Origin of the sequence: Streptomyces sp. CA2R106 (assembly GCF_037034245.1) — a bacterium.
GTDB lineage: Bacteria > Actinomycetota > Actinomycetes > Streptomycetales > Streptomycetaceae > Actinacidiphila.
In genome coordinates, this window is the sequence record NZ_JBAGKC010000001.1 from 476,721 (window position 1) to 502,165 (window position 25,445).

At 70.7% G+C, this 25,445-nt stretch carries 26 protein-coding genes and 1 tRNA gene; 7 read left to right on the forward strand and 20 right to left on the reverse strand.

What is annotated here, in order from left to right; genetic code table 11:
• Positions 1 to 4: 4 nt before the first annotated feature.
• The gene (locus WA788_RS02115) at positions 5 to 979 is read right to left on the reverse strand and encodes a carbohydrate ABC transporter permease (RefSeq protein ID WP_335970913.1); all 975 of its coding nucleotides are present in this window, start codon (positions 977 to 979) and stop codon (positions 5 to 7) included.
• 266 nt (positions 980 to 1,245) lie between these two features.
• Entirely contained in the window at positions 1,246 to 2,634 is a 1,389-nt protein-coding gene (locus WA788_RS02120; RefSeq protein ID WP_335970915.1) for an alpha-amylase, read from the reverse strand.
• 538 nt (positions 2,635 to 3,172) lie between these two features.
• On the opposite strand from WA788_RS02120, the gene WA788_RS02125 reads away from it, so the two are divergent.
• A complete protein-coding gene (locus WA788_RS02125; protein WP_335970916.1) occupies positions 3,173 to 4,012 on the forward strand; it encodes a methyltransferase domain-containing protein in 840 nt (279 codons plus the stop codon).
• Between the two features lie 117 nt (positions 4,013 to 4,129).
• Here WA788_RS02125 and WA788_RS02130 read toward each other — a convergent pair whose 3' ends face one another.
• Positions 4,130 to 4,867, reverse strand: coding sequence for an SDR family oxidoreductase (locus tag WA788_RS02130; RefSeq protein WP_335971262.1), 738 nt, complete (start codon positions 4,865 to 4,867; stop codon positions 4,130 to 4,132).
• 186 nt (positions 4,868 to 5,053) lie between these two features.
• Here WA788_RS02130 and WA788_RS02135 point away from each other — a divergent pair, with 186 nt between their 5' ends.
• Positions 5,054 to 5,635 (forward strand): TetR/AcrR family transcriptional regulator, encoded by a 582-nt coding sequence (locus tag WA788_RS02135; protein WP_335970917.1) that lies wholly within the window; start codon positions 5,054 to 5,056, stop codon positions 5,633 to 5,635.
• A 398-nt stretch (positions 5,636 to 6,033) separates the two neighbouring features.
• Positions 6,034 to 6,372 (forward strand): hypothetical protein, encoded by a 339-nt coding sequence (locus tag WA788_RS02140; protein ID WP_335970918.1) that lies wholly within the window; start codon positions 6,034 to 6,036, stop codon positions 6,370 to 6,372.
• 114 nt (positions 6,373 to 6,486) lie between these two features.
• Here WA788_RS02140 and WA788_RS02145 read toward each other — a convergent pair whose 3' ends face one another.
• The 6 genes from WA788_RS02145 to WA788_RS02165 all read right to left on the reverse strand — a co-directional run bounded on the left by WA788_RS02145 (position 6,487) and on the right by WA788_RS02165 (position 11,533).
• Positions 6,487 to 7,035, reverse strand: coding sequence for a DUF6907 domain-containing protein (locus WA788_RS02145; RefSeq protein ID WP_335970919.1), 549 nt, complete (start codon positions 7,033 to 7,035; stop codon positions 6,487 to 6,489).
• Between the two features lie 39 nt (positions 7,036 to 7,074).
• Complete coding sequence (locus WA788_RS02150) at positions 7,075 to 7,956, reverse strand: helix-turn-helix domain-containing protein (RefSeq protein WP_335970920.1); 882 nt, start codon at positions 7,954 to 7,956, stop codon at positions 7,075 to 7,077.
• Positions 7,953 to 8,474 carry a DUF6907 domain-containing protein gene (locus tag WA788_RS02155; protein ID WP_335970921.1) on the reverse strand — a complete coding sequence of 174 codons (522 nt, stop codon included), beginning with the start codon at positions 8,472 to 8,474 and terminating at the stop codon, positions 7,953 to 7,955. The genes WA788_RS02150 and WA788_RS02155 overlap by 4 nt, the downstream gene beginning before the upstream one ends.
• The gene (locus WA788_RS02160) at positions 8,471 to 8,977 is read right to left on the reverse strand and encodes a hypothetical protein (protein ID WP_335970923.1); all 507 of its coding nucleotides are present in this window, start codon (positions 8,975 to 8,977) and stop codon (positions 8,471 to 8,473) included. Before WA788_RS02160 ends, WA788_RS02155 begins: the two co-directional genes overlap by 4 nt.
• Positions 8,978 to 9,239: 262 nt before the next feature.
• On the reverse strand, positions 9,240 to 10,169 hold the full coding sequence (locus tag WA788_RS36010; protein WP_443033945.1) for an ATP-binding protein: 930 nt from the start codon (positions 10,167 to 10,169) through the stop codon (positions 9,240 to 9,242).
• A 14-nt stretch (positions 10,170 to 10,183) separates the two neighbouring features.
• Entirely contained in the window at positions 10,184 to 11,533 is a 1,350-nt protein-coding gene (locus WA788_RS02165; protein ID WP_335971264.1) for a hypothetical protein, read from the reverse strand.
• A gap of 273 nt (positions 11,534 to 11,806) precedes the next feature.
• On the opposite strand from WA788_RS02165, the gene WA788_RS02170 reads away from it, so the two are divergent.
• Together WA788_RS02170 and WA788_RS02175 are read left to right on the forward strand one after the other, a co-directional pair.
• Positions 11,807 to 12,559, forward strand: a complete 753-nt coding sequence (locus tag WA788_RS02170; protein WP_335970924.1) for a nucleotidyltransferase family protein — start codon at positions 11,807 to 11,809, stop codon at positions 12,557 to 12,559.
• Between the two features lie 23 nt (positions 12,560 to 12,582).
• Positions 12,583 to 13,404: an STM4013/SEN3800 family hydrolase gene (locus WA788_RS02175; protein WP_335970926.1), complete on the forward strand. Its 822-nt coding sequence runs from the start codon at positions 12,583 to 12,585 to the stop codon at positions 13,402 to 13,404.
• Positions 13,405 to 13,445: 41 nt separating this feature from the next.
• Here WA788_RS02175 and WA788_RS02180 read toward each other — a convergent pair whose 3' ends face one another.
• The 4 genes from WA788_RS02180 to WA788_RS02195 all read right to left on the reverse strand — a co-directional run bounded on the left by WA788_RS02180 (position 13,446) and on the right by WA788_RS02195 (position 17,928).
• On the reverse strand, positions 13,446 to 15,140 hold the full coding sequence (locus tag WA788_RS02180) for a relaxase/mobilization nuclease domain-containing protein (protein ID WP_335970929.1): 1,695 nt from the start codon (positions 15,138 to 15,140) through the stop codon (positions 13,446 to 13,448).
• Entirely contained in the window at positions 15,140 to 15,847 is a 708-nt protein-coding gene (locus tag WA788_RS02185; protein ID WP_335970931.1) for a MobC family plasmid mobilization relaxosome protein, read from the reverse strand. Before WA788_RS02185 ends, WA788_RS02180 begins: the two co-directional genes overlap by 1 nt.
• A gap of 183 nt (positions 15,848 to 16,030) precedes the next feature.
• The gene (locus WA788_RS02190; protein WP_443033946.1) at positions 16,031 to 17,440 is read right to left on the reverse strand and encodes a DUF3631 domain-containing protein; all 1,410 of its coding nucleotides are present in this window, start codon (positions 17,438 to 17,440) and stop codon (positions 16,031 to 16,033) included.
• Positions 17,441 to 17,682: 242 nt separating this feature from the next.
• Positions 17,683 to 17,928: an integrase gene (locus WA788_RS02195; protein WP_202234088.1), complete on the reverse strand. Its 246-nt coding sequence runs from the start codon at positions 17,926 to 17,928 to the stop codon at positions 17,683 to 17,685.
• Positions 17,929 to 18,024: 96 nt separating this feature from the next.
• On the opposite strand from WA788_RS02195, the gene WA788_RS02200 reads away from it, so the two are divergent.
• Together WA788_RS02200 and WA788_RS02205 are read left to right on the forward strand one after the other, a co-directional pair.
• A complete protein-coding gene (locus WA788_RS02200) occupies positions 18,025 to 18,678 on the forward strand; it encodes a helix-turn-helix domain-containing protein (protein WP_335970934.1) in 654 nt (217 codons plus the stop codon).
• Positions 18,675 to 20,327, forward strand: coding sequence for a site-specific integrase (locus tag WA788_RS02205; RefSeq protein ID WP_335970936.1), 1,653 nt, complete (start codon positions 18,675 to 18,677; stop codon positions 20,325 to 20,327). The genes WA788_RS02200 and WA788_RS02205 overlap by 4 nt, the downstream gene beginning before the upstream one ends.
• Before the next feature lie 64 nt (positions 20,328 to 20,391).
• Here the strand turns inward: WA788_RS02205 and WA788_RS02210 are convergent.
• The 7 genes from WA788_RS02210 to paaA all read right to left on the reverse strand — a co-directional run bounded on the left by WA788_RS02210 (position 20,392) and on the right by paaA (position 25,379).
• Positions 20,392 to 20,464, reverse strand: a tRNA-Arg gene (locus tag WA788_RS02210).
• A 236-nt stretch (positions 20,465 to 20,700) separates the two neighbouring features.
• Positions 20,701 to 21,093, reverse strand: coding sequence for a YidH family protein (locus WA788_RS02215; RefSeq protein WP_335970938.1), 393 nt, complete (start codon positions 21,091 to 21,093; stop codon positions 20,701 to 20,703).
• Between the two features lie 275 nt (positions 21,094 to 21,368).
• Positions 21,369 to 22,526 carry a 1,2-phenylacetyl-CoA epoxidase subunit PaaE gene (gene paaE / locus WA788_RS02220; RefSeq protein WP_335970940.1) on the reverse strand — a complete coding sequence of 386 codons (1,158 nt, stop codon included), beginning with the start codon at positions 22,524 to 22,526 and terminating at the stop codon, positions 21,369 to 21,371.
• Positions 22,526 to 23,044: a 1,2-phenylacetyl-CoA epoxidase subunit PaaD gene (gene paaD / locus WA788_RS02225; protein ID WP_335970942.1), complete on the reverse strand. Its 519-nt coding sequence runs from the start codon at positions 23,042 to 23,044 to the stop codon at positions 22,526 to 22,528. The genes paaE and paaD overlap by 1 nt, the downstream gene beginning before the upstream one ends.
• A complete protein-coding gene (gene paaC, locus WA788_RS02230) occupies positions 23,041 to 23,904 on the reverse strand; it encodes a 1,2-phenylacetyl-CoA epoxidase subunit PaaC (RefSeq protein WP_335970944.1) in 864 nt (287 codons plus the stop codon). Before paaC ends, paaD begins: the two co-directional genes overlap by 4 nt.
• 33 nt (positions 23,905 to 23,937) lie before the next feature.
• On the reverse strand, positions 23,938 to 24,339 hold the full coding sequence (gene paaB, locus WA788_RS02235) for a 1,2-phenylacetyl-CoA epoxidase subunit PaaB (RefSeq protein ID WP_443033947.1): 402 nt from the start codon (positions 24,337 to 24,339) through the stop codon (positions 23,938 to 23,940).
• Positions 24,336 to 25,379, reverse strand: coding sequence for a 1,2-phenylacetyl-CoA epoxidase subunit PaaA (gene paaA / locus WA788_RS02240; protein ID WP_335970945.1), 1,044 nt, complete (start codon positions 25,377 to 25,379; stop codon positions 24,336 to 24,338). Before paaA ends, paaB begins: the two co-directional genes overlap by 4 nt.
• Positions 25,380 to 25,445: the final 66 nt, after the last annotated feature.

Genomic DNA, 25,445 nt, shown 5'->3' on the forward strand with positions numbered 1-25,445 from the left:
CCTCCTAGGCCAGGTCCGAGCGCGATGCGCGCAGCAGCCGCATCTGCACCATGGTCAGCACGCCGAGGATGAGGACCAGCGTCATCGCGACCGCGCTGGCGTAGCCCATTTCGAAGTGTTTGAAGGCCAGTTCGTAGATGTAGTAGTAGATGACCCGGGTGGAGTTGACCGGGCCGCCGGGACTGGGCGTGATCGCGACCGTGTCGAAGATCTGGAACGAGCCGATCACTGACACCACCAGCACCAGCGCGAGCACCGGCCGGATCAGCGGCAGGGTGAGCCGGAAGAACATCCGCAGCTCCCCGGCGCCGTCCAGCAGCGCGGCCTCGTAGATCGGGTCGGGGATCTGCAGCATGCCCGCGTACAGCAGCAGCGCGGTGTAGCCGGTGTACGCCCAGGTGTTGGTCAGCGCGATGGTCGGCATCGCCCAGGTGGTCGAGGTGAACCAGCCGTGGGTGCCGATGCCCACCGAGCCCAGGACGTGGTTGACCAGGCCGAGGTCGGCGTCGAACAGCCACAGGAAGAGCAGCCCGACGGTGACGTTCGGCACCAGCCAGGGCAGCAGCAGCATCACCCGGATCGCCACCGAGCGGGTCAGCCGGAACATCAGCCCGGCCAGCACCACCGCCAGCACCGTCTGCCCGCCGACGTTGAGGACCACGTAGTAGGCGCTGACCTTCAGCGAGTTCCAGAACAGCGGGTCGTGCAGCAGCCGCGAGTAGTTGGCCGTGCCCACCCCGTGCGGGCTGGAGAGCAGGTTGTAGTCGGTCGTGGAGAAGTACGCACCGCGGATGGCCGGGTACACGTAGAACACCGCGAAGCCGATCAGCACCGGCGCCAGGAACAGCAGCGCGACCGGCCCGTCCCCGAGGCGCCGCGGCCCGTGCCGCGCCTTGCGCCCGGTGCGGCCCGAAGCCGCGGCTCGCGCCTCCCGCGCTGTGCCCGCCCGTTCGCGGGTCTGCGACGCACCACCGGCCACGAGGACTCCTTCAGTACGACTTTCCATAACTTTCTCTTCTCATCGCTTGGAGAGAAGTAACGACCCTCCGTCCAGGCTTGTCAAGGCTTCGGACAGCAACGATGGCCTGCAACCGCTCGCCTTGACTTTCTAAAACTTTCCATCGATGCTCCCTGCGGGGAAGTTCGCGGCACCCACGCGAACGTGCCCGGCCGCACCCCGGAAACCGGGGTACGACCGGGCACGTGGGCTCGGTTGCGGTCGGCTCGACCGCGGGGGCGGACGGGTCAGCAGGGCCCGCCCACGTACAGCGCCACCGCGTCGCCGGCGCCGATCGTCGCGGTGAACTTCCCGTCGGAGCCGACGGAGTAGGAGGTGCCGCTGTGCTGGGCGTCGCAGTACGTGCCCGCCGGCAGCGACGTGGTGAAGGTCGACGTGAGCGAGCCGCTCTCGTGGTTGATCGCCACGAAGCCCTTGCTGCCGCGCCCGAACGCGATGGCGTTGCCGCCGTCGTCCCACCAGTTCGTCACCGCGGTGCCGGCCACCGCGTTGCGGAAGCCCACCATGTGCGCGATCTGCGGCCAGGCGTGCTGGCACTTCCAGCCGTCGCTGTAACAGGCGCTGACCTGCCCGTTGTTCGGCGGGCCGGCGTCGGTGTCGGAGAACTCGTAGCCGGAGTACACGTTCGGTGAGCCGTACGGCCAGGCCAGCAGGAAGACGTTGGCCAGCGTGTAGGTGGCGTTGTCCTTGTAGCTGAGGGTCGAGCCGTTGCGCTCGGTGTCCCAGTTGTCCACGAAGGTACGGGCGTCGGCGCTGGGCAGGTAGCCCGCGCCCCACGACGGGCCCCACTGGCTGAGGTAGGAGAGCTTCTCCGAGGTGAAGATCCGCTTCAGGTCGTACGCGCCCTGGAACTCGTCGACATCGCCGGTGCCTTCGTACTCGGTGGGCTGGACCGCCTCCCCGGCGCCGTAGATGACCTCCTGCGCCCAGTAGGCGTTCGGGTTGCTCAACTTGGCCTTGATCGCGGCCAGGTCGCTCGCGGCGATGTGCTTGGCCGCGTCGATCCGGAAGCCGTCGACGCCCAGCGACAGCAGGTGGTTGAGGTAGGCGGCGATGGTGGAGCGGACGTAGTCGCTGCCGGTGTCGAGGTCCGCGAGCCCGACCAGCTCGCAGTTCTGCACGTTCGAGCGGTCCTGGTAGTTGCTGATGTCCTGCCGGCAGGTGTGGAAGTCCTGGTCCTCGTAGTAGCCGGGGTAGTTGTACTTGGTGTACGAGCTGCCGGCGGTGCCCGTGCCGGAGCCGGCGGACATGTGGTTGACCACCGCGTCCGCGATGACCTTCACGCCCGCCGCGTGGCAGGTGCTGACCATCTTCTGGAACTCCGCCTCGGTGCCGAGCCGGTTCTGCAACTTGTAGCTGACCGGCTGGTAGGAGGTCCACCACTGGCTGCCCTGGATGTTCTCGGTGGCGGGGGAGACCTCCACATAGCCGTAGCCGGCCGGGCCGAGCTGGTTGGTGCAGGCGCCGGCGACGCTGTTCCAGTTCCACTGGAAGAGCGTCGCGGTGACGTCCTTCGTGCCCGGCGGTGTCGCGCTCGCCGGGGTCTGCGCGGCGGCGACCAGCCCCGCCGCGCAGACGACCGCGGCGAGGACGCCGTTGAGGACCCGGGATCTCATGGGCGGCTCCTTCAGTCGGTGGGCACACCGGTGCCCTGTGAAGGCGGCCACGCGCCAGGCCGCCGGCGAGAGGGGAGCCCGGGGCAGCCGGGCTCCGCGCAGGAGCTTGCTGCCGCCACACCCGTCACGTCAATGTCCCTGACAAAAGATTTCTGCGGCTTGCCGAAAGAGCTTGCAGGGTGGGCGGGGGCGGTTCGCCGGGCCGCCCTTACGACGCTCGGGCCGTAAGGGCGGCGGCCGTACGGCCGGTCAGCCGGTGTTCGCGGCCCGGTGCTGCCACCGCCGGGTCGGTCACGTCCTGGGCGACGACGGTCAGGGTGCCGTTGTAGCCGGCCTGCTGCGCGACTTCTTCAAGGGCGACCCGGAACTGTCCTTCGCCGACGGGGCGGCCGCTGGCTCGCCTCCGAACGCGACTACGTCGGCCCCGAGTTGATGGCCTTGGCCGCGGCGATGTACGACGTGAACCCCGGCCTGCGGTCGCTGGGCGGCGGATGCTGCGGACACTGATGGCGTCGGGGCGCCGTCCTATCGTGGGCTGATGAGCCCACAGCACAGTGAACGCCGCGGGGACGAGCGGCATACGGACGAGCAGCATAAGGACGGGCGTTGTACGGACGGACGCCGTACGGATGAGTGTCGTACGGATGAGCACAGTACGGACGGGATCGGCGAGCAGCGCGACGGGACCGGTGCGAGGGGCGGGCCGGCTCGCGACGGGCGCCGGATCGACCGGCCGGCCGACCTGGACGCGGTCCGCGACTCGTACGACAAGGTCGCCGACAACTACGCCCGCATGGTGCGCACCACCGGGCTCGGCGACATCCGCCGCCACCCGTGGCTCAAAGCGGCGATCGACGCCTTCGCCGACTCCGTGGGCGATCTCGGGCCCGTCCTCGACGTCGGCTGCGGGCCCGGCACCGTCACCGGCTACCTCGCCGAGCGCGGCCTCGACGTCTCCGGGGTGGACCTGTCCCCGCGGATGGTCGCCAACGCCCGCCGGCTGTACCCGCGCTGCCGTTTCGAGGTCGCCTCGGCCACCGAACTCGACCTGGCGGAGGCGTCGTTCGGCGGCCTGCTCGGCTGGTGGTCGCTGTTCAACCTCCCGCGGGCGATCCTCCCCCAGGTGTTCGCCCACTTCGCCCGGGCGCTGAAGCCCGGCGGGTACCTCATCACCGCGACGCACGTCGGCGACGAGGACGCGGCGCGCACCGAGGCGTACGGCGGCGTCCCCGTCCGCTGGACGACCCACAAGTGGCGGCCGGCGGACTACGTGCGGCTGATCGAGGAGGCCGGGCTGCACCCGGTCGCCGAACTGCGCCTGCCCGCGGACGAGCAGGTCGGTCCGGGGCTGGTGGTCATGGCCCGGCGCCGGCGGTAGGGGCCCGGCGCGTGTGGCGGGGGAGGGGCGCGGGCGCGCCGGGCGGTGGGTGGTGGACGCGCCGGGCGATGGGCGGTGGGTGGCGGGCGTCCGGGCCGAGGGCGCCGCCGCGGCGTTTCAGCCCTGCACGGTGGGCCGTACGACGACCTCGCTGACGTCGACGCCCTCGGGCTGCCCGATGGCGTAGCCGATCGCCGAGGCGACCGCGGTCGGCGGCATCGCGATCTCGTCGCGCTGCCGCACCAGATCGGCCGCCGCTTCGGGGGACGCCCCCTTGCCCACGCCCTCGGTGTGGGTGAAGCCGGGCGAGACGAGAGTGACGCGCAGGTCCGGGCCCGACTCCTGGCGCAGGCCCTCGGTGAGTACCTTGACCGCCGTCTTGGTGGCCGCGTACACCGCCTGGGGGCTCTTGACGACGTAGGCGGCGGTCGAGCCGACGTTGACGAAGTGGCCGGAGCGCTGCCGGCGGAAGACCGGCAGGGCGGCGCCGATACCGTTGAGCAGGCCGGTGATGTGGGTGGCGACCATGGCGTCCCAGTCGTCCTGGCGCAGGTCGTCGAAAGGGGACACGGCCATGGTGCCGGCGTTGGAGACCAGGACGTCGAGGCGGCCGTGGCGGTCGACGGCGGTGTCCGTCAGGCGGCGCAGGTCCTCGCGGCGGGTGACGTCGACGACGACCCCGACGGCGCTGTCGCCGCTCGCCGTGATGCCGTCCACGACGGCCTTCAGCCGGTCCGCACGCCGGGCACCGAGCACCAGCTTGGCGCCCCTGGCGGCCAGGTGGACCGCCGTCGCCTCGCCGATGCCGCTGCTGGCGCCGGTGATCGCGATGACCTTGCCTTCGATGCCCTCGATACCCTTGATGCCCTCAATACGCTCAATACCCGACATGATCGGTGTCCTCTCGCGGGCCGGGCCGCGAGCGGTCCGGCGTCGTGGCGCCGCCGAGCCGTAAACGGGGGCGCCTCCGGTTGTGTAAGCTAAGCGGGGACGCCTCCACTTGGCAAGTCGAGGCAGTGGAAGAAGGGGACGGCAGGCAGGATGACCAGCGAAGGAGCACGGCCGCTGCGGGCCGACGCGCGGCGGAACCGGGAGAAGATCCTCGACGCCGCGGTACGCGTCTTCACCACCGAGGGGCTGGACGCGCACCTCGAGCGCATCGCCAAGGAGGCGGGCGTCGGCAGCGGCACCCTCTACCGCAACTTCCCCACCCGGGAGGCGCTGATCGAGGCGGTCTACCGCAACGAAGTGGCCCGCCTGTGCGACGCCGTCCCCGAGCTCCTGGCCCGCCACCCGCCCGAGCAGGCGCTGCGCGTCTGGACGCGCCTCTTCCTGGACTACGTCACCGCCAAGTACGGCATGATCGACGCGCTGCGGGCCATGGTCGCGACGGGCGCCATGCCCTACGGCCACAGCCGCGAACTGGTCCAGGCCGCGGTCGCCCAGCTGATGGACGCGTGCGTACAGGCCGGGGTGATCCGTACGGACATCCGCCCCACCGACCTCAGCACGGCCCTGGAGGGCATCGCCCTCACCTCGGCGGGCGCCGAACACCGCGAACAGGCCGAGCGCCTGCTCGACCTCACCCTGGACGGCCTGCGCATATCCCCCGGCGGCGCCTGACCCCTGGACGGCCGCCCGGGCGGCCGCCTCATGGGCGGCCCGTCGTCGGCGGCGATGTGCCCCAGGCAGGATTCGAACCTGCGACACCGGCTTTAGGAGAGCGACAGGGTTCATGATCTCGGCTGTTTGACGGTGCCGGGTGGTGCTGGCCTTGCTGGCCAGCACCACCCAGCGGGTCGCGGGGTCCGGCCCCCACCGGATGTTGTCAGACCGTCCGCTCACGCAATGCTCACGCTCGGGTGGGTCCGTTCCGGTCGCGATCGGACTCTTGGTCTGCGGGAACCCTGAACGGTGAATTCCCCTTCTCCGGCTCCGACGCGGATGAGTGTGGCTGCAGATCGGCAAGCTTGGGTTGGCCGGTCCGCGTCGCCGATAACGTTTCGCGCATGGTTCAAGTCATGGTGGCACTTCTGACAGTGGCCGGCTCGGCATCAACGATCGGTGGCCTGGTGTGGGGTGTTCGGAAGCTCATAGATGAGCGTAGACAGCTTGTGATCAAGCTGTCCGAGATCAAGCGCATCAATAGCGACACGTCGCTGACCACCCAGGAGAGATCGGTTCAGAAGGAAGCTGTTCTCCCCAACACGTCCAGTTGGGGAGACGTTGAATACATCCGGGATTGGATTCGTCTCTTCATCCTCGAACAGGCTGTGTCGGGTTTGGGCTGGCCGGCGGCGCTTACGGTCGGGGGTGTGGTGCTCTCAACTGCGGCCAGTGTCTGGAGCATCTGGGCCTGATGCCCTTGGGCATCGGCCCCATCGGCACCGGCATGTTGCTTATCCGGATGAGCTGACGGGAGAAGACCTCACTTGTCGACGGCGGATCGAGTTCGCCAGTGCGCAGGTGGAGGGTTACGGCGCACCGGCAGCTCCTCCCCCTGTATGCAAGACCCAGTCCTCGCGGGCGGTGGTCAGTTCGGGGAGGACGGTGTTCTCGAAGTAGTCGGCCTGGGTGCGGATCTGGGTGGCGAAGCGGGCGAGGTCGGTGGGGGTGAGGCCCTCGAAGTCCCACGCGTCGACGATCGTGAGGCTCGCGGTGGGAACCTGCTCGTGCGGGTGCGGGGCGTAGGGGTGGCAGGCGATCTGGGCGGCGAACAGCGCGCTGGTCGACTCGCGGTAGCGGGTGCCGTTGATGTCGATGTCGAGGGTGGCGGGCGGAAGGACCGGGTCGACGGGGAGCATCGTGTAGTGGGCGTAGCCGCGCAGGTAGTTCACGGCTTGGTCCAGCGTGATGCCGGTCTGGCTGGGGTTGTCCATGGACCAGTCGGGCTGGTGGCCGGTCAGAGTGATGCCCTCGACTGTGGTGACGGTCCAGGTGGTCGGCGGGGTCGGTTCCGGCGGCCGCGCGGTGGGCTCGGGGGAGGTGCTGGTGGGCTTGGTGAGCAGGATCGTGGGGCTCATGGGCGACAGCTCCTGTTTGGGCATACGGAAGTTGGTGGGTCAGCGGGTGGGGTTGCGGAGGGTGTGGAGGTGTTCGATGGTTTGGGCGGGGGTGAGGGCGAGGTCGCGCAGTTCGTCGTACTGCCGGCTGAGGTGCTCGATGTCGTCGGGGTCATCGGTGATGTGGTCGGTGAGGGTGCCGTGCACGTACGCGAGGGTGGCGCCGACGCGGAAGGACAGCAGCTGCACGGGCCCGCGTAGGTCGTGGGGGCCGGCGTGGAGCGGGAGGAGTTGGAGGGTGACCGCGGGCTCGTGGGCCGTGGTGATGAGGTGGTCGAGTTGGCCGTCCCAGGTGGCCTTGTTGCGGGCGCCGCGGTGGAGGACGAGTTCGTCGAGGACGGCGCGGTAGCGGACCGGATGGGGTGTGGTCTCGGTGAGGCGGGCTTGGCGTTCACGGAGTTGGTTGATCTGGGCGGCGAGGACTTCTGGTGACTGTGGGTGGGTGGTGGCGAGGTGTTCTTCGGCGTAGGCGGGGGTTTGGAGGAGGGCGGGGATGGTGGTGAGGGCGTATGCGCGGATGCTGGTTGCGGCTGCTTCCAGGGCGGTGAGTCCGCCGGCCGCGCGTTTGGCTTCGCGCTTGGCCAGCAGCCACAGTCCGGCGAGCAGTTCCCCGGTGCCGTAGAAGCGGTCGAGGGTCTCGGCGACGAGCATGTTGCCCAGCCGCCCGCCGGTTTCCAGGCGGTGGAGGTAGGACTGCTCGTAATGGCACCGGTCAGCCAGCTCGACCAAGGACAGGCCGGCCTTCGCGCGCAGGAACGCGAGATGGTGGGCATACAAGGCGCGAGCGCTCACCTGGCCGGAGGCGATCGCGGCGCGGAAGGCGGCGAGTCGATCAGCGCTGGTGGTCACGGGGTCCACGACGGGCGTCGTGTCGGTGGTCACGGGCGGGCCCCCGTACCGGAAGCGTGATGAGCAGCCCACTCGGCACGGATGTCGTTGAGCTGGGGAATGACGACACCGTCGAGCCGGTCGGCCACCGCGCGCAGGCCCTGGATGACCTCGGCCAGACCCGCCGGGTCGAGATCGGTCATCCAGTACTCGCCGGCGACACGCACCGTGGCAACCGGGAGGGCCAGTTCGGGAGCTGGAGTGTAGGGCGCGCAGGTGATGCTGGAGGACATGACCTCCAGTTCCTCGGGGGCATCGCTGGGGTTGCCGGGCGAGTACGCCTGCAGGGCCTGCCCGGGGAACTCCCTGTAGTGGCAGACGTCCGCAAGCCGCGTGGCCAACTCCTCCGCCGGCACATCCTGTTCGCTGGGGTCCTCGGCGGCCCAGTCCGGCAGGTAGCCGGAGACCTGCTCGCCAGCGGTCGTGGTGATCACCCACTTCCGCGCCGGGCTGGCGGCGCCATCGGGCTCGGTGGTGGGTAAGGCGGCGGGTGAGGGGACCGTGGACTTCATCGTGCGGGGTTCTTCCTGTTCGTGGTCGGGCGGTGGAATCGGGTGGCGGCGTCGAGCACGCGTCCGTCGGGCGGCCGGTCCCGCTCGGCGAGGAGCGGACCGAAGGCCATGAGGAGCGCGGACGGCAGGACCGGGTCGGCCAACTCCCAGCTGTGGGACCCGGGGTGCCCGGCGAACTCGCTGCACGCCTCGTCGCCGTCGGCGGTGGTGACGGGGCAGTCGGGAAGCAGGACGGCGAGGCAAGGCTCGACGCCGTCACGCCAGGCCGCCCAGACGGTGCCGGTGTCCGGGCCGCGCAGGTTCAGCACCACGCCGTGGTGGACGCGACCGCGGTGGGCCTGGAGCGTGCAGACCAGCAGCTTGCCGACGTCGTCCGCGCTGTACACCAGCCCGTCCCAGGCCGGAGGCACGCTGTTGGCCATGCCCAGTGCCGCGATGACGAGGCCGGGCGGCACGAAGGAGCGTCGGCCGCAGGTGAAGCCGCGAGGGTGACGGCTGGGCATCCGGATCGACTCCTTCGTCGGATCACTGCGCACGGGGGTTGGGTGGGGCCCGCTCCGGCCACGGGCAGGTGCCGTGAGTCCGTCACGCCCGCGGGGAGTTGGGGGCGTGGATGCCTGCTTGACTCGGCGTGGCCGGAGCGGGGAAGGGGCCGCTCCAGCGGCACAGGTGCCGCTGCCGCCCGCACGGGGACGGGAGTGCGTACGGGCGACGTGGGTGACGCCTGCGGGCATGCCGCTGAAGCGGAGCAGAGGGGCGTTACGGCTACCCGTGTGGGTCTGCCGTTGCCGTGCTTCCGTGGTCGGTCACCACGGTCATCGCGCGGCAGGCGCGGGCACTGCTCGACAGCTCAGAAGAGGAGGTCGGACCAGAAGGTGCGAGGTTCCTCTTCGTAGCTGGATCTCCGTTGCCTTCGTGATGATGAGGACGTGCCGTTGACGGAATGGTCCGAGCGACAGAAACAGTCGTGCCTTCGCTGCCCGCGCGAGCACGCGGGCGCGAGCGATGCGACATCGAGTGTGGGGGGTCCCACAACTCGTCAGGGCGCACCGGCGGGGCTGCCGGTAACAGCAGCCGGAGTTGGGCCCAGACGACCTTGCCCTTCCCGTGCGGCACCAGGTGGTAACCCCAAGTACCGTGGCTGAGCGCGGCGACGAGATGCAGTCCCCGGCCGTCTTCAGCCTCGCCGGACAAAATCCGAAGGGTGGGCGGTTGGTCGCTCTCATCGTGCACGGTGATGTGGAGGCTATCCCGGCTGGCGCGCAGCGCGAGCGAACACTCGCGGACGCGTCGCCCATCAGTCCGCGACTCCGGCGGGCGGCAGAAGCCGCCCGCGTGCCGCACAGCGTTGCCGGTCAGCTCGGACACGATCGTCAGCACGTCCGCCACGACCTCGGGGACTGCGCCCCATCTCTCAAGGACTTCCCGCGCGTGAGCCCTGGCGTACCGGACGGCGGACGGCTCGCAGGTGAGATTCAGCCTGCTCCAGTGGATGCTGCTGGGGTTCAAGGTCACACCTCCTGACGCGTGAAAGCGCGGCGCCGGAGTTCGGCGTCGGCCTCTTGCCTGCTCTACGCAACCGTGTGTGCACGCAAAGCGGTACTGCACGGGGAGGTGCGGGGCATGAAAGCCATGAAAGCCCGGAGCGTCGCCGACGCTCCGGGCTATGACCTCGTAGGAGTGGCTCTCGTGCACGTTCCGCGACGGCTCTATACGACGGTGCCTTTGCGGGCGGCGACCTGGCGGGCGCGCTCGTGCAGGGCCCGTACGGGGCGGGCGGTGCGGTGGGTGCGGATCATCGTGCGCATCGTGTCGAAGTGTTCGTCGCCGCGTGCGGAGGAGACCTGTTCGTAGTCGCCGAGGAAGGCGGTCCAGGTGGCGCAGGCGGCGTCGAGGTGGCCGAGTTCGGACTGCCGCGCGGCGAGGAGGCCGTTGGCGTGGACGCGTCCTTGCCGTTCCTGCTCGGGTTGGGTGCGCAGGCAGTCCTGCATGGCCTTGATGGAGCCGGGCAGGTCGCCGAGGTGGTACAGGACGGTGCCGGTGTGGAAGAGGTACGCGGACAGGTCGTATCCGCCGACGGCGTCCTTGCGGGAGTCGGCCTTGGACAGTGCGGTCTCGGTTTCGGCGAGCCGGGAGAAGGCGGTACCGCGGTCTCCGGTCATGGCGGCGGAGGCGGCCTGCTGGCCGGCGAGGAAGGCGTGCAGCCGGGGGCCTGCCTTGGGGGAGGCTTCGGCTGCGGCGTCGGCGAGTTGGAGCGCTTTGGTGCCGTGTCCGAGGTTGCCGGCTTGCAGGCTCATCCCGCGCAGGGTGCGGCAGTAGGTGATGTGGTCCTCGGCGGCGCCGGCCAGGGCGAGCGCTTTGACGTAGTAGCGCTGGCCGAGGCCGTGCTCGCGTTCGTACATCGCCATCCAGCCGGTCAGGTAGACCAGGTCGGAGGCGGCCGAGAGCAGGTCCGCGCGGACCGCGGAGGTCGCATCCGCCCGCAGGTACGGCGCGACGGTGTTCACCAGGAAGGCCGCGGCCATGGGGCGTGCGTGGCCGCCGCCGAACAGGTCGAGGATGTCGGCGATCCGCTCGGTCATCGACCGGACGGTCTCCACCTCGCCCGCGCCGACCCGGGCCGTGCGCCGGGCGGTCGCGGCCCGGTCGGAGCCGGCGAGTTCGGGGTATCCGGGCACGACGAGGGCGGCGGAGTACAGCGCCTTGGTCAGCACGCCCCGGCGGGAAGGGTCCATGTCCGCCTTTCCGAGTTCGAGGAGATCGTCAACAGTCTCTCCGCTTCCGGGGTTCGAGGAAGGGCCGATATCCGCCAAACCGGCCTCGGCAGGCGTGACGGGCCGCTTCAGCTTCCGGGCGAACGCCTCGACGATGATCGGCCGCACCTTGGCGCGCGGCATGGTTCCGCTCACCCAGTGGCTCACTGCGCTCTGGTCGTAGTGCAGCGACAGGCCGGCCTCCTGGCCGGCGCGGTTGACCGCCCGGGCGCACTGGGTCAGTGACCAGTCGGCCTCGTCGAGCAGTGCCGCCAGACCGGTGTTGCGTGGAGTCTGCTGAGCCATCCCGGTCAACTCCTGCGAGATCCGCGGGTTTTCAAGGGTTTCATGCTCGCCCACCGCTTTCACGGTACCGCTCAGCGTAGCCGCACGGTTGCCTGGTGCGTACAGCAGACGTCCACCGGGCCGCTTCGCCCGGCCGGTCGGCCTTCGGCTCCCGGTTTTCCGCGCATCGATCACGGGCGCCGTCGGCGTCGGTCCGTTCGCCGGGCGGGGTCCGCTGTCAGGATGCCTGCCATGGGCGCCGCCCCGGCGTCACCGTAGGAGGAGTACCCGCACATGTCCGCAACACCCGTTCCGCAGGCGCTGATCCTGGCAGGCGGCCAGGCCACCCGCATGCGCCCCTACACCGACGACGCCCCCAAGGCGATGGTGCCCGTGGCCGGCGCACCCATCGTCGGCTACCAACTCGTGTGGCTCGCCCAGCACGGCATCACCTCCGTGACGATCAGCGGTGGCTACAAGCACGAGATGATCAGCGACTACGTCGGCGACGGTGCCCGCTTCGGCCTGAAGGACGTCCGCTACGCCATCGAAGCCGAACCGCTCGGCCGGGGCGGGGGGTTGAAGTTCGCCGCACGCCACCTGCCGGAGCCCGAGGCGCCGTTCTACGTCCTCAACGGCGACGTCATCAGCTCCTTCTCCCTCACCGAGTTGTCCGACTACCACGAGGAGAACCACGGCGCGGTCACCGTCGCGCTGTCGCCGTACCGCTCCAACTGGGGCGTCGCCGACCTCGTCGACGGCAACCGCATCCGGGGATTCAGGCAGTCACCGGAACTGCCGTACTGGATCAACGCAGGCATCTACGTCTTCAACCCCGACGTCGTGCCCATGCTCCCCGACCTGGGCGACCACGAGGACAGCACCTTCCCCGAACTCGCCCGCGACGGCCGCCTCGTCGGCTACCGCCTGTCCGGCTACTGGCGCGGCATCGACACCGTCAAGGACGTCATCGAAGCCAGCCGCGAAGTCCGCGCCACCGGCGGCCTCCTCCCGCCCGAACTCCAGACCACTTCGCCCGAGAACTAACGCCAGAACCGAGGAACACCGGCATGGTGATCAACGCCAACGACGTCGTCGGCACCCACCACATCCTGTTCGTCACCTTCGACTCCCTCCGCTACGACGTCGCTCGCGCCGCCCTCCATGCCGGTCAGACCCCGCACCTCGCGGCCCTGTTACCCGGCGGGAAATGGGAGGAGCGGCGCACCCAGGGATCGTTCACCCTGCCCGCGCACATGTCCTTCTTCGCCGGCTTCCTGCCCGTGCCGTCCGGCCCCGACCGGCCCCACCGGCTCTTCGCCTGCCAGACCCCACGCGGCACCACCATCGGCCCACGCACATATGTCTTCGACGCACCCGACATCGTCACCGGCCTGGCCGCCGCCGGATACCGCACCGTCTGCATCGGCGGTGTCGGCTTCTTCTCCCGGCAAACCCCGCTCGGCAGCGTGCTGCCCGCCCTGTTCCAGGAGAGCCACTGGAATCCGGACACCGGCCCCGACAGCCCCGACTCCACCCGCCACCAGACAGACCTCGCCCTCAAAGCCCTGCACAACCGCGACCCGGCCCAGCCGCTCTTCCTCTTCCTCAACATCTCCGCCACCCACACCCCCACCCACGGCTACCTCCCCGGCGCCACCACCGACTCCTGGGAGAGCCAGTGCGCCGCCCTCGCCTACGCCGACACTCACCTCGGCCGCCTCTTCCGCGCCCTCCCCGATGCCGGACCCTGGCTCCTCGTCCTGTGCGCCGACCATGGCGATGCCTTCGGCGAGGACGGCCACCACGGCCACGGCATCACCCACCCCACCGTCTGGAACGTCCCCTACGCCGAGCTGCTCCTGCCCGGCCGAGCCGGAGACACCGTGTGAGCGGCCACGGGCTGCATACGCCTATGTCGGCTCTCTCGGCGTCAGCGACGGCGAGTGCGCTCGTTCGTAGGTGCCTGGGCTTCTCCTCGGATGGCGGGTTCCGGCGCCCAGACGGTCCGGCTGTTGGCCGCGGTGGTGCGGGCCTTGGCCGCGTTTGTGCGGCGGTTGGGGGCGGTGGTGAGGCGCCAGGTGAGGACTTCGGCGGGCGAGTGCGCGGTGTCGAGTTCGCGTTCGGCGGCTATCTGCTGGAGGAGGGTGGGGAGGTGGTGGCCGGCGGTTTCGGTGTGGGCGAGGGTGGTGGCCAGGGCGGGCCAGGCGGGGTCGGCCAGGATGCGGTCGGCGTGGTCGGGGACGGCCTGGCGGACAGTGGCTTCGAAGCGCTGTGTGGTCTGGGGGCGTGGGGTGCTGCGGGTCAACTCGGTCAGGACGGGGGCTGCGGCCTGCTGGTAGCTGCTGCGGAGGTAGAGGACGGTCTGCTGGGCTGCGGCGGCTTGTTGCTGGTAGCCGCGTTGCTGGTACCAGTGAGCGGCGGCTGCGGCGGTGTGGATGAGGGCGAAGAGGACGGCGACGGCGAGCCCGCCGGCGTCGGATGAGGCGTAGATGAGGTCTTTGGCGGCGTTGCGCAGGGCGGTGGCCTTCTGGTGGTCGGCGCGGATCGCGGAGCGGCGGGCCCGGTTGAAGTCGGTCGCGGCGGCTTTCAGTTCGGCCTTGGCCCCGGGTGGTGCGGCTAGGGCGGTGTTGTGCAGGAAGGTGCTGAAGGCGGCGAGGTGGGCTTGGGCCGTCGCGTCGTCGTCACTGTTGAGGATGGCGGCTGTCTCGCGTAGAGCGGTGTCGGCCTGTCGCCAGATGTCCTCGGTGCGGGCCCGGGGGTTCTTGGGCGACCGAGGGACGGGGTGGGTGAGGGTTTCGCGGATGCGGCCGATGGACAGGTCGGGGGCGAGCTTGGAGCCGCCGAAGTAGACCGGTTCGCCGTGGGTGTTGGTGTCGTCGGGGGCGGCGAGGCTGTAGCCGGTGACTTCGCCGGTTTGGGTTCCGATGCGTAGGTTGACCTTGATGCCTAGGTTGCCGAGGACGTCGAAGTATTCCTGCTCGGTGCGCACAGCAGCCAGTACGGCGTAGGCCTGGTCACGCAGCCACTCCCGGCTGGTGACGGTGTTGCCCATGCGTTCGGCCTTGGCCTGCTCGGCGCTGGTAGGGGTCTTGGGCGCGGTCAGGTCACCGGACTTGAGCTGCCGCAGTCCGAACTCCGCCTCAATCAAACGGCACTCCTTCTGGGCGCGCCAGCCGTCCCGGTTGGTGCGGGCTCGGCGGCCGTCGGCGCGTACGGAGACCGCGGCGATGTGGATGTGGTCGTCCGCGTGGCGTACGGCGATCCACCGGCAGGCCAGGTCGTCGCCTTCGGGAGCGATCCCGGTGGCAGCGACGATACGACGGGCGACCTCAGCCCATTCGCTGTCGGTGAGATAGCGGTCGCCAGGCGCGGTGCGCACGGGGCAGTGCCACACGTGCTTGACCGGCATCTTCCCGGTCTCCTTCGCGCGCAGTCGGGCGTGCAGATCAAGGCGATCTGCCAGGCGCGCGATGGTGGCGTCGGGGTCGCGGCCAGGATCGGGAGCACCGGCGGGGTCCCACGCGGCGACGATGTGTGCGTCCGTGTGCTCGTCTCGCCGGCCGGGGCCGAACAGGTAGTAGAGCAGTCCGGTGGTGTGGGAGCCGGTGGAGACGTCGGGGACCATCAGGCCGCCCCGTCCTTGCTGACGAACCCGTCGAGCAGGATGAAGGCGTTCTCGACGGCTTCCTCGACACGGTCCAGGACGCGTTCGGTGTGATCGGGAATGGTGCCGGAGTGGATTGCGTGGGTGATCTGGTTGAGGTTGTTGCCAGTCCGGCGTAGCTGCGCGATCAGCCGCTCGACGTTCTCGACGATCGGGCGGGCCGGATCGTCCTCCGGGCTGCCGGTGGCGGTGTTGCCGAGGGCGTGGGCGTACGCGGCGTCACCGACGTACCCGGCGAAGTACTGACCGCGCTCATGCGCGGCGGCGTCGATGACGCGTTCGGCGGTCGGCGTGAAGCGGATACTGCGTACACGGTCGCGGGTCTCCTTGGCGCGCTTGCGGTAGAGCGGTGCGGGCAGCGGCGGGTCATTCGGCTCCCGCCCGGACAGCGGCTCGCTCTGCGCGGCTGTGGGGGCAGGGTGGCCGCAGGACGGACACACGGTGGCGACCGGGTGCGGTGGGTTGTCCTGGGTGAGGCCGCGCTCGGCCTCACCCATACGGTCCGGCGCCCCCTGGCGATGGTTCTCCTCCGCCCCGGCCGGGGCGGAGGCAAGCGCGGACGAAACCCGATAGGAGTTTCGACCGCTCCAGCTTGCTCCGTCTGAACGGCCGGTGGCCGTCTGGCTGATCCGCGTGAAGATCCCCGGCTTCTTCTGGGGCTGCTCCATGGTCGTACGGCTCCTGAACGTGGTTGCGGCGAAGCGGCGTGGGGGTGTGTGACTCGTCCCACCCGTTGCATGGCTGGTCAGCCAGGTACGGGTCGGGTCGGTGGTGCGGGTCGACTCGTCACGGGGAAGTGACCCGTCCCCGCGCTGATCTGCGCGGGGACGGGTGGTACGGGTCGGTGCGGGTCACCGCCCGGTAGGGGATGCCGGTTCGGGGCGGGGGCAGTAGCGGGCCCAGGCGTCGGTGAACTGGTGGCGGGTGAAGCCCCGGCGCTGGGTGTCCCCGGGGAAGCGGCGGTTGGCCGCGCTGATCCCGTAGTCCTTCAGGAGCAGTTGCAGGCCCCGCGGGGTGAGGCCGCTGGTGCCGTACTCCCGCCACGGGCCCTCCGGGTCCGCGTTCAAGGCGCTGAGCAGGGACTGCGTGGACAGGGCGTCGGGGTTCCCGTATCCGGCGAAGGCGGCGCGGATGTCGGTGAGGATGCGGGTCTTCAGCCCGGTGTCCTGGTCCTGGCCCTCCTCGTGGGCGGTCATCACCCGGCACGCCGCCCGCGCCCGATCCGGCCATACGCCGCCGGCCAGGTCGGCGACGGCCACCAGCGGCTCCCAGGTGTCCGCCGCCCGGTCCTCCACCGGCATCACCGGCTCCCACCCGGCCGCCGGATCGGTCAACGGCACCAGCCACCCCGCCAACCGGTCGCGCAGCGCGTGCAGGATCGGGGTGTCCCGGCGGGCACGGAAGGGCCGCACGCTTTCCCCCGGGCCCCGGCGGCGCATCCGCACCACGACCGCCCGGTCCATGATCGTGTCGGGCAGGTCCCCGATCCCGGCCAGTGCCGCCATCGCGAACGTCGCGAACTTGGTCGGCTTGTGCTCCGGCCCGACGACCCGGGTGGTGGGGCGGTTGCGCTGGTGACCGGAGTTGAGCAGGCCGCGCATCTCCTCGTTCTTCTCCGCCACCTTCACGCTGCCGAAGATCGTGTCCGCCTCGTCCACCAGCAGCGTCGGCGGCCGTTCCGTGATCGACCGGAAGATCGCCGCCGGGGTCGAGTTCACCGTGATGAACGGGTCGTGGACGGTGTCGTGGAGGACGTCCAGCAGCCGCGACTTCCCGCACCGCTTCGCCGGACCCACCACCGCCAGACGCGGCGCGTGCTGCCACGCGGGCTGGAGGTGGGTGGCTGCTATCCACAAGGTGACCGCGTCCAGGGCCTCGCTGGACGGCATGATCACGTACCGGGCGACCGCTGACCGCACCTCGGTCAGCAGGTCAGCGCCCTCCGTCGCCGGGACACTGCCCTCCAGACCAACCGGACCGACCGGCTGACCGGGCCCGGTGACCGGCTCCCGGTCAGTGACCGCGGTCACCCGGTCACCCACCCCGGCCGGTTGACCGGGCGTCGCGGTCAGCCGGTCAGACGCGTCCGCCGCCCGGCCAGCGGCCGACAAGGCACGCGCGGTCAACCGTTCACCGGAAGACGGCGAACCGGCCTCCCGGACAGGGTGCGCGGCGGCGTGCTGCGCCTGACCGGGTACCGCGACCGGAGGCCACGCCGTTTTCGGGGATGCGCTGCTGACAGTGGGGGTCGTAGGCTGCATGGTGAATCTCCTCGACCGGCGGCGCCGGGCTGGCAGGCCCGACACCGCCTGGGTTGATCGTTCATGGCGTACAGGGGAGTTCGCTCGGCCCTCGGCGTGGCAACCGCCGGGGGCCAACTTCTCGGGGTGAATCGCTGCGGGCGGGCACAGGCCCGGCAGCGACCGGGAACACTACGTCCAGCGTGTGCCGCCGTCCATGGGATTGTGCTCACCGGACACAGTTTCCGAACGGGTGGCCGCCTTCAGGCGGCCTCGCGCGCGGCGTCGGCGACTCCGAGAACCGCGTGCAGGTCGGCGGTCACCACTCGGTAGGCATTTCCCAACCGCAGCACTCGGCACGGATACAGTCCGCGCCGGGCGAGTTCGTATCCCTTGCTGCGGCCGAGTGCTAGAGCCCTATTGCTGGTCTCCAGGTCGATCGCGGCGGGAAGGGAGAGAAGTTCCGCTCGGCTCATCCCTGTCGTGAGGCGGCTCTGGTCCTTGTTCATGTGCTGCTCCATTCGTCGAAGCGGTCGTCGGCGGGCACGGAAAATGCGCCTGCTCCGGACTACGACGATGAGGATGCGCCAAGCTAATGTGTCGCCATGACACAAGATGACGTTGCAGAGTGGCACGTCCAGGTTGCCGCCACCGTGGCGGCAGAAGTGCGACGGCGGCGGAAGGAGTTGGGCATGAGCGCCCAGGACCTGGCCGACGCTTGCGAGGAGATCGGCTATCCGATCCCCCGCAATGTGCTCGCCAACATGGAGTCCGGCCGCCGCACCATGATTCCCGTGCCGGACGTCATGGTGCTGGCCGAGGCCCTGCACACGCACCCGATCTGTCTGCTCTTCCCCATCGGCTACACGGCGACGGCGCCCATGCTGCCCGACCGCGACCGGGTGGACACCTGGACGGCACTGAGCTGGTTCACGGGCGAACTGGATTCAGGCAATGAGGAGTTGCTCCGGATCTACCGCCTCCACCACGCGGCCTTGGACAGCGCCGAACGTGCCCGCGCAAAGGCCCTCCACCACCGTCGCCAAGCCGCTGCCACTCAAGACCCCGGTGAACGCGCGGAGGCCCTCCGCTCCGCCGAGCAGTACGAGAGACGCGCTGCTGACGATCACGCCTACCTCGGCCGCCTGCGCACTGTCCTTCGCGAGGACGCGCTTCTCCCGCCGTTCCTTCCCCCCGAACTGGCCTTCATCGACGCCGAGTCGACCACTCCGCGAGACCGTGAGGAGAACGATCAATGAAGGGCTCCACCTACCGCCGCTGCTACTGCCGCGATTCCGAGACCGGCAAGCCACTCGGCAAGTCCTGCCCGAAACTCGCCACCCGCAAGCACGGCACCTACTCCATTCGCCAGGAGCTGCCGCAGCGTACCGACGGCTCCCGCCGCGCTTTCAACCGTGCCGGCTACACCACCCTCAAGGAGGCGCAGACCGACCTCGACCGGATACGCGCCCTGCTCGGCGTGCCCCGCGCCGACGACCCCGAAGGCATCGAGCAGATCACCGACCTGCTGGAGCAGGTAGCGGACGAGAAGGCGCCGATTCCGGACGCCGAAGAGGTCCGCCGACGCTTCCGGTCCGGCCAGGACCTCACCGGTCGCCTCACGGTGGGGGAGTGGCTGGACCTCTGGCTCCGGGGCAAGAAAGGGCGCCAGAGCGCGATCAGCCGTGACGAGAGGTGCATTCGGGTCCACCTGAAGCCGAGGATCGGCAATCTTCGCCTGGACCGGCTCCGGGTCGCGCATCTGTCGGAGATGTTCGAGGCCATCGCGGACGCCAACGTCGAGATCGCGGAGAGCAACGCGGCCCGGCATCGAGCGATTAACGACCTTGCCCGAGTCCCCTGGAAGGGGGCTGAGAACCGCGCACGCCGCAAAGACATGAAGGCCGCCATCGCAACGATGCAGCCGTTCCGTCACACGGTCGGCCCCTCCACCTGCCAGCGCATCCGATCCACGCTCAGGGCCGCGCTCAACTCCGCCATCGCCCAGCAGCTCATCACGTTCAACCCGGCGGCCCACGTCGAGTTGGCGGCCGGTAAGCGGCCCAAGGCGCAGGTGTGGTCCGAGGAGCGGATCGCGCACTGGGAGCGCACGGGCGAGAAGCCCTCTGCCGTCATGGTCTGGACACCTGAACAGACAGGTGCGTTCCTCGACCACGCGGCAGGCGATCGGCTTTACGCCCTCTTCCACCTCATCGCCTTCCGGGGCCTGCGGCGCGGCGAGGCGTGCGGTCAGCTCTGGACCGACACCAAGCTGGCAGCCTCCCTCATCACCGTCGCCAAGCAGCTCGTCGTCGACGGCTGGGAGGTATACGAGGACGATCCGAAGACAGACGCCGGTGCACGGACGATCGCCCTGGACTCGGAGACGGTCGCTGTTCTGGAACGGCACCGCGAACGGCAGGACAAGGACCGAGAGGAATGGGGCGCCGGGTGGGTCGAGACCGGTCGGGTCTTCACGTGCGAGAACGGTGCCTGGCTCCACCCGGCCAAGGTCACCCGTCGCTTCAATGAACTGCGTGAGGAGATCGGGTTGCCGCCGATCCGACTCCACGATCTGCGGCACGGCGCGGCGACCCTGGCCCACGCGGCGGGAGCCGACCTTAAGGACATCCAGGAGATGCTCGGGCACTCCTCGATCACCATCACGGCGGACACGTACACGAGCCTGCTGCCCGAAACCGACCTGGCCATCGCTGAGGCTGCGGCCCGCCTCGTACCGCGAGCCCGACCCCTGTCCGACGGGGGCAAGGCGGCAGGTTCGGCGCCGCAGAGCAGGGGGGATGCAGACGGACCCGGCGGGGATGACGTGCCGGACGGTGCTGATCATTTGGGGGGAGTATCGGAGATCATCGAGCCGTCCGCTCACGCAAACGGCCCCGGACGATGAGTCCGAGGCCGCGTAATCGACCGTCGGGCCGACGAAGATGCAGGTCAGAGCAGGTCTGACTCTGTGCCCCAGGCAGGATTCGAACCTGCGACACCGGCTTTAGGAGAGCCGTGCTCTATCCCCTGAGCTACTGGGGCAGTGCTCGATCGCTAGGGTAGCGGATCGGGGGTCCGGCGGGCGCCGCAGGTTGGGGTGGCGGGTCGGACGGCGGGCCGGGATACGGCGCGGCCGGTGCCCGTGCCGCGCTCGTGCGCGGTTGCGAGCCCACCGGAACGCAAGTCCTGCCGCGCGCACGGCATTCGGAAGCCGTCGGCGTCGGAGTGCGTGGTGTCGTCGCTCGTGCCGAGCAGCCGTCGCAGGCGGTCCGCGGTGGTCATGACGCGGTGATGATGACCGCGATGACGAAGCCGGAGAGGACCAGCAGCGCCGACATGAGGACGGCGGGGCCCACGATGCGGCCCAGCGGGCGGCCCTCACGCATCCGGGCCTGCCGGGAGCGCCACTGGGCGTAACCGGCGATGGTCACACCGCCCGCCAGGGCCACGAGGTAGCCGGCCATGGCCAGCCGCAGGGCGCGCGGGGTGACGTCGGTGAGATGGACGACGGCGAACGCGGCGGCCAGGAAGGCCAGCGCCGTACGGGACCACGCCAGCAGGGTGCGCTCGTTGGCGAGGGAGGCCCGGTAGTCGGGCTCCTTGCCGCGCGTCCACCAGGCAGTGGAGCGCGAGGCGGGTTCCCCCTCGGGCTCCTGGTGCTGGGGCGTCATTGTCCGCTCCCGACTTTCCACACCTGCGGAGCGCACCGCCCGGCACCCCGCGCGCATGCGGGCAGCTGCCCGATCGCGTCACCCACCGCACTCCACCCCGCCCTCGACCGCCGCTGACAGCACGCTCCCCAAGATCGCCGAGAGCGCGACGGCCCGCCATCCGGCAGACCCGGATGAGTGAGCGGCAACACCCAGTCCGCCCCCCGCCTGCGAACGGGCCAGCCCTGTTCGTGCGGGCGAACGCGCCACCCCGGCTCGCCGGGCGGCGGCGCGCGCTATGCGTCGTAGTCGACGGTGAGGCGGTCGGAGGCGGGGAAGGACTGGCAGGTCAGGACGTATCCGGCGTTGACCTCGGCCGGCTCCAGGGCGAAGTTGCGGCGCATGTCGGCCCGGCCCTCGGTGATCTTCGCGCGGCAGGTGCCGCAGACGCCGCCCTTGCAGGCGAACGGGAGGTCGGGGCGGGTGCGTTGGGCGCCGTCCAGGATCGTCGTGGCGGTGGGCAGGGCTGTGGTCGTGGTGCGGCCGTCGAGGACCAGGGTGACCTCGCTGACCGGACCCTTGGCGGTGGCGTCCGCGTGGCGCAGCGGCGTGATCGGCTCGTCGTCGGCGAAGAACAGCTCCTGGTGGACCCGCTCGTCGGGTATGTGCAGGCCGGCGAGCAGCTGCCGGGCATCGGTGACCATGCCGTGCGGGCCGCACAGCCACCAGTGGTCGACGCTGGGGACGTCGACCAAGCCCGCTATCAGCGCGGCGAGCCGCTGCCCGTCCAGCCGTCCGGAGAGCAGGTCCGCCTCGCGCGGCTCCCGTGACAGCACGTGCCCGAGCTGGAAGCGCGCCGGGTGGAGGTCCTTCAGGTCCGCCAGCTCGTCGGCGAACATCACCGTGTCCGTACGCCTGTTGCCGTAGAAGAGGGTGACCTGCGAGACGGTGTCAGCGGCGAGCACGGACTCGGCGATGGACAGCATCGGCGTGATGCCGGAACCGGCGGCGACGAGCACATGGTGGCCCGGGGTGCCGAGGTCGGGGGTGAACGCCCCGGTCGGCGCCATCACCTCGACCATGTCCCCGGGGCGTACCTCGTGCACCAGCCATGAGGAGAACAGGCCGTCCGGCACGACCCGCACCCCGATGCGCGGCGGCTCGCCCGCGGGCGAGCAGATCGAGTACGAGCGCCGCTCGTCGCGCCCGTCGACCGTCCGCCGCAGCGTCAGCGACTGGCCCGGCCGGTGGGCGAACTCCTCCGCCAGCTCGGCGGGTACCTCGAAGCCGACGGCCGCGGCGTCCTCGCACAGCGGCCGCACCTCGGCGACGCGCAGGGTGTGGAACGCGGGGCGCCGCCTGGCGCGCGCGGTGCCGCCCGCCGCCGCAGCGGTGGCGGCCGCAGCGTCCGTGGTGGCCGCAGTCTCCGCGGCGGCCTCGGTGGTGGGAGCCATCACAACTCCTTGACGTGTTCGAAGGGTTCCAGGCAGCCGTCGCAGCGCCACAGCGACCGGCACGCGGTGGCCGAGAACGCCGATGTCTGCCGCGTGTCGTTGCTGCCGCAGCGCGGGCAGGGGACGGCCTGCCGGGTGGCGCCGAGCACCAGCGGCACCGGGCCGGCCGGCCGCCGCGGCGCGGGACCCGGCGGCGCGATGCCGTGCTCGCGCAGCTTGCGCCGGCCCTCGGGGCTGATCCGGTCCGTGCTCCACGGCGGGTCGAGCACCGTACGGATCTCGACGCGCGCGAACCCGGCCGCCCGCAGCCGCGCCGCCACATCGGCCCGCATCTCGGCCAGCGCCGGGCAGCCGGAGTACGTCGGGGTGAGGCTGGCGACCACCGTGCCGTCCTCGGTGGTGCGCACCTCCCGCAGTACGCCGAGGTCGGCCAACGTGAGCATCGGCAGCTCGGGGTCGGGGACCTCGGCCGCGATCCGGCGCGCCCGCTGCTCGTCGAGCCGGGTGGAGGCGCTCACCACGCCGCCCCCGGGTGGGCGCGGGCCACGCTCTGCAACTCCTCCAGCAGCGGAGCCAGATGGACGGTGTGCTCGCCGCGCCGCCCCCGGTAGGGCGCCGCGGGCCGCTCGGGCAGCTCCAGACCGGCGGCAGCGAGCACCTGGCGCAGCACCTCCGCCGTCTCCTCGCGTACGGTGTCGCCGGCCGGGGCACTCGCGGCGAGGACCTCCTCGAGGTAGGGCGCGAGGTCCGCCAGCGCGGCCCGCATCCTGAGGTGCGACTCCTCGGTGCCGTCGCCGAGCCGCACCACCCAGTCCGCGGCGTACTGCCGGTGGTAGGTCAGCTCGGGCACGGCCTTGGCGGCTATGGCGGCGAGCACCGGATCGGCGTCGCCGGTCAAGCGCGCGAGCAGCGCCAGCCGCCAGGCCGACAGGACCAGCAGCCGGGTGACGGAGAACGCGAAGTCCCCGTTGGGCAGCTCGGCGAGCGCCACGTTACGGAAGTCGGCCGGCCCGCGGAGGTACGCGTACGCGTCCTCGCCACGGCCGGTGCCGTCGACCTGCCCGCAGCGGGCGTACAGCATCCGCGCCTGTCCGAGCAGGTCCAGGCCGATGTTCGCCAGCGCGACCTCCTCCTCCAGCTCCGGCGCCCGGGTGCACCACTCGGCCAGACGCTGGGCCGCGACCAGCGCGTCGTCGCCCAGCGCGAGGCACGTGGCGGCGAGCGTGTCCGCGTCCACACCGTCCGGCAGTGCGGTGTCCACGCCGTGCAGCGGGTCGGCGAACCCGGTGCCGAACGCCCAGCGGGCGTCCGCGCCGCCATGCTCCTCGGTCAGCGAGAGGTAGACGTGGTCGTCGTCGGCCGTCTCGGTGTGCTCCATGGAGTCTGCCTCCTTCACTGCGCGGGCGCGCGGTCAGATGTGGGGAACGTCGTCGGGGATGTCGTAGAACGTCGGGTGCCGGTAGACCTTGTCGGCGCTCGGCGCGAAGAACGGGTCCTTCTCGTCGGGCGTGGACGCGGCGATGTGCGAGGAGCGGACCACCCAGATCGACACCCCCTCGTTGCGCCGGGTGTAAAGGTCGCGGGCGTGGGTGAGCGCCATCGTGTCGTCCGCGGCGTGCAGCGAGCCGACATGCACGTGGTTCAGCCCGCGCTTGCCCCGCACGAACACCTCGTACAGCGGCCAGCCGCCCTTGGCGGCGGGTGCCGGGCCGCCGGTCCCCGTACTCGCCGAGGCTTTGGTGCCGGCAGCGTCCGTTGCGCCGGCGCCCGTGCCGCTTCCGGCGGGCCGGTTGTCGTCCTTGGTGCCGCTCATGCCGCCGCCCCTTCCCGTGTCCCCGCGTCCGCCGCCGCGGAGCCCGCCGCCCGGGCGGCCTGCTTCGCGGCATGGGCCGCGGCCGCCTCGCGCACCCAGGCGCCTTCCTCGTGGGCAGTCGTGCGCCGCTCCACCCGCTCGGCGTTGCACGGTCCGTCGCCGGCTATCACGCGCTGCAACTCCGACCAGTCGGGTGTGCCGAAGTCGTGCCGCCCACGCTCCTCGTTCCACCGCAACTGCGGGTCGGGCAGGGTGACACCGAGCTTCTCCGCCTGCGGGACGGTCATGTCGACGAACCGCTGCCGCAACTCGTCGTTGCTGTGCCGCTTGATCTTCCACGCCATGGAGGCGGCCGAGTTCGGCGAGTCGCCGTCGGGCGGGCCGAACATCATCAGCGACGGCCACCACCAGCGGTCCACCGCGTCCTGCACCATGGCGCGCTGCGCCGGGGTGCCGCGCATCATCGTCAGCAGCAGCTCGTAGCCCTGGCGCTGGTGGAACGACTCCTCCTTGCAGATCCGCACCATCGCCCGCGCGTAGGGGCCGTACGAGCTGCGGCACAGCGGCACCTGGTTGCAGATCGCGGCGCCGTCCACGAACCAGCCGATCACGCCGACGTCCGCGAACGTGGGGGTCGGGTAGTTGAAGATCGACGAGTACTTCTGGCGGCCGGCGACCAGCCGCTCGGTCAGGTCGGCCCGGTCGGCGCCGAGGGTCTCGGCCGCGGAGTACAGATACAGCCCGTGGCCGGCCTCGTCCTGCACCTTCGCGAACAGGATCGCCTTGCGCCGCAGCGACGGGGCCCGCGTGATCCACGCACCCTCGGGCTGCATGCCGATGATCTCCGAGTGCGCGTGCTGCGCGATCTGCCGGACGAGCGTGCGGCGGTACCCGTCCGGCATCCAGTCCCGCGGCTCGATCCGCTGGTCCCTGTCGATCGTCGCGTCGAAGCCGGCCTGGAGACGCTGCCCCTCGGCGTCCCCCTCCTGCGGGCCCCGGCCGTCGTCCTGGTCCGCGGCGCGCGCGGGTACTGCGGTCATCGCTACCTCCCAACCGACCATTCGTTCGGTTTCGAGTCTCGCCGATCGAGGCCGCCCGCGCAAGCA

Coding starts and splice junctions, on each gene's coding strand:
- WA788_RS02155 (WP_335970921.1), bottom strand. CDS start 8,474: ATGAAGTCCACGGTCCCCTCACCCGCCGCCTTACCCACCACCGAGCCC.
- paaE (WP_335970940.1), bottom strand. CDS start 22,526: ATGGCTCCCACCACCGAGGCCGCCGCGGAGACTGCGGCCACCACGGAC.
- WA788_RS02200 (WP_335970934.1), top strand. CDS start 18,025: ATGACACAAGATGACGTTGCAGAGTGGCACGTCCAGGTTGCCGCCACC.
- WA788_RS02140 (WP_335970918.1), top strand. CDS start 6,034: ATGGTGGCACTTCTGACAGTGGCCGGCTCGGCATCAACGATCGGTGGC.
- WA788_RS02190 (WP_443033946.1), bottom strand. CDS start 17,440: ATGCAGCCTACGACCCCCACTGTCAGCAGCGCATCCCCGAAAACGGCG.
- WA788_RS02185 (WP_335970931.1), bottom strand. CDS start 15,847: ATGGAGCAGCCCCAGAAGAAGCCGGGGATCTTCACGCGGATCAGCCAG.
- paaA (WP_335970945.1), bottom strand. CDS start 25,379: ATGACCGCAGTACCCGCGCGCGCCGCGGACCAGGACGACGGCCGGGGC.
- WA788_RS02135 (WP_335970917.1), top strand. CDS start 5,054: ATGACCAGCGAAGGAGCACGGCCGCTGCGGGCCGACGCGCGGCGGAAC.
- WA788_RS02145 (WP_335970919.1), bottom strand. CDS start 7,035: ATGAGCCCCACGATCCTGCTCACCAAGCCCACCAGCACCTCCCCCGAG.
- WA788_RS02195 (WP_202234088.1), bottom strand. CDS start 17,928: ATGAACAAGGACCAGAGCCGCCTCACGACAGGGATGAGCCGAGCGGAA.
- WA788_RS02180 (WP_335970929.1), bottom strand. CDS start 15,140: ATGGTCCCCGACGTCTCCACCGGCTCCCACACCACCGGACTGCTCTAC.
- WA788_RS02215 (WP_335970938.1), bottom strand. CDS start 21,093: ATGACGCCCCAGCACCAGGAGCCCGAGGGGGAACCCGCCTCGCGCTCC.
- WA788_RS02170 (WP_335970924.1), top strand. CDS start 11,807: ATGTCCGCAACACCCGTTCCGCAGGCGCTGATCCTGGCAGGCGGCCAG.
- WA788_RS02175 (WP_335970926.1), top strand. CDS start 12,583: ATGGTGATCAACGCCAACGACGTCGTCGGCACCCACCACATCCTGTTC.
- WA788_RS02125 (WP_335970916.1), top strand. CDS start 3,173: ATGAGCCCACAGCACAGTGAACGCCGCGGGGACGAGCGGCATACGGAC.
- paaC (WP_335970944.1), bottom strand. CDS start 23,904: ATGGAGCACACCGAGACGGCCGACGACGACCACGTCTACCTCTCGCTG.
- paaB (WP_443033947.1), bottom strand. CDS start 24,339: ATGAGCGGCACCAAGGACGACAACCGGCCCGCCGGAAGCGGCACGGGC.
- WA788_RS02165 (WP_335971264.1), bottom strand. CDS start 11,533: ATGGCTCAGCAGACTCCACGCAACACCGGTCTGGCGGCACTGCTCGAC.
- WA788_RS02205 (WP_335970936.1), top strand. CDS start 18,675: ATGAAGGGCTCCACCTACCGCCGCTGCTACTGCCGCGATTCCGAGACC.
- WA788_RS02160 (WP_335970923.1), bottom strand. CDS start 8,977: ATGCCCAGCCGTCACCCTCGCGGCTTCACCTGCGGCCGACGCTCCTTC.
- WA788_RS02120 (WP_335970915.1), bottom strand. CDS start 2,634: ATGAGATCCCGGGTCCTCAACGGCGTCCTCGCCGCGGTCGTCTGCGCG.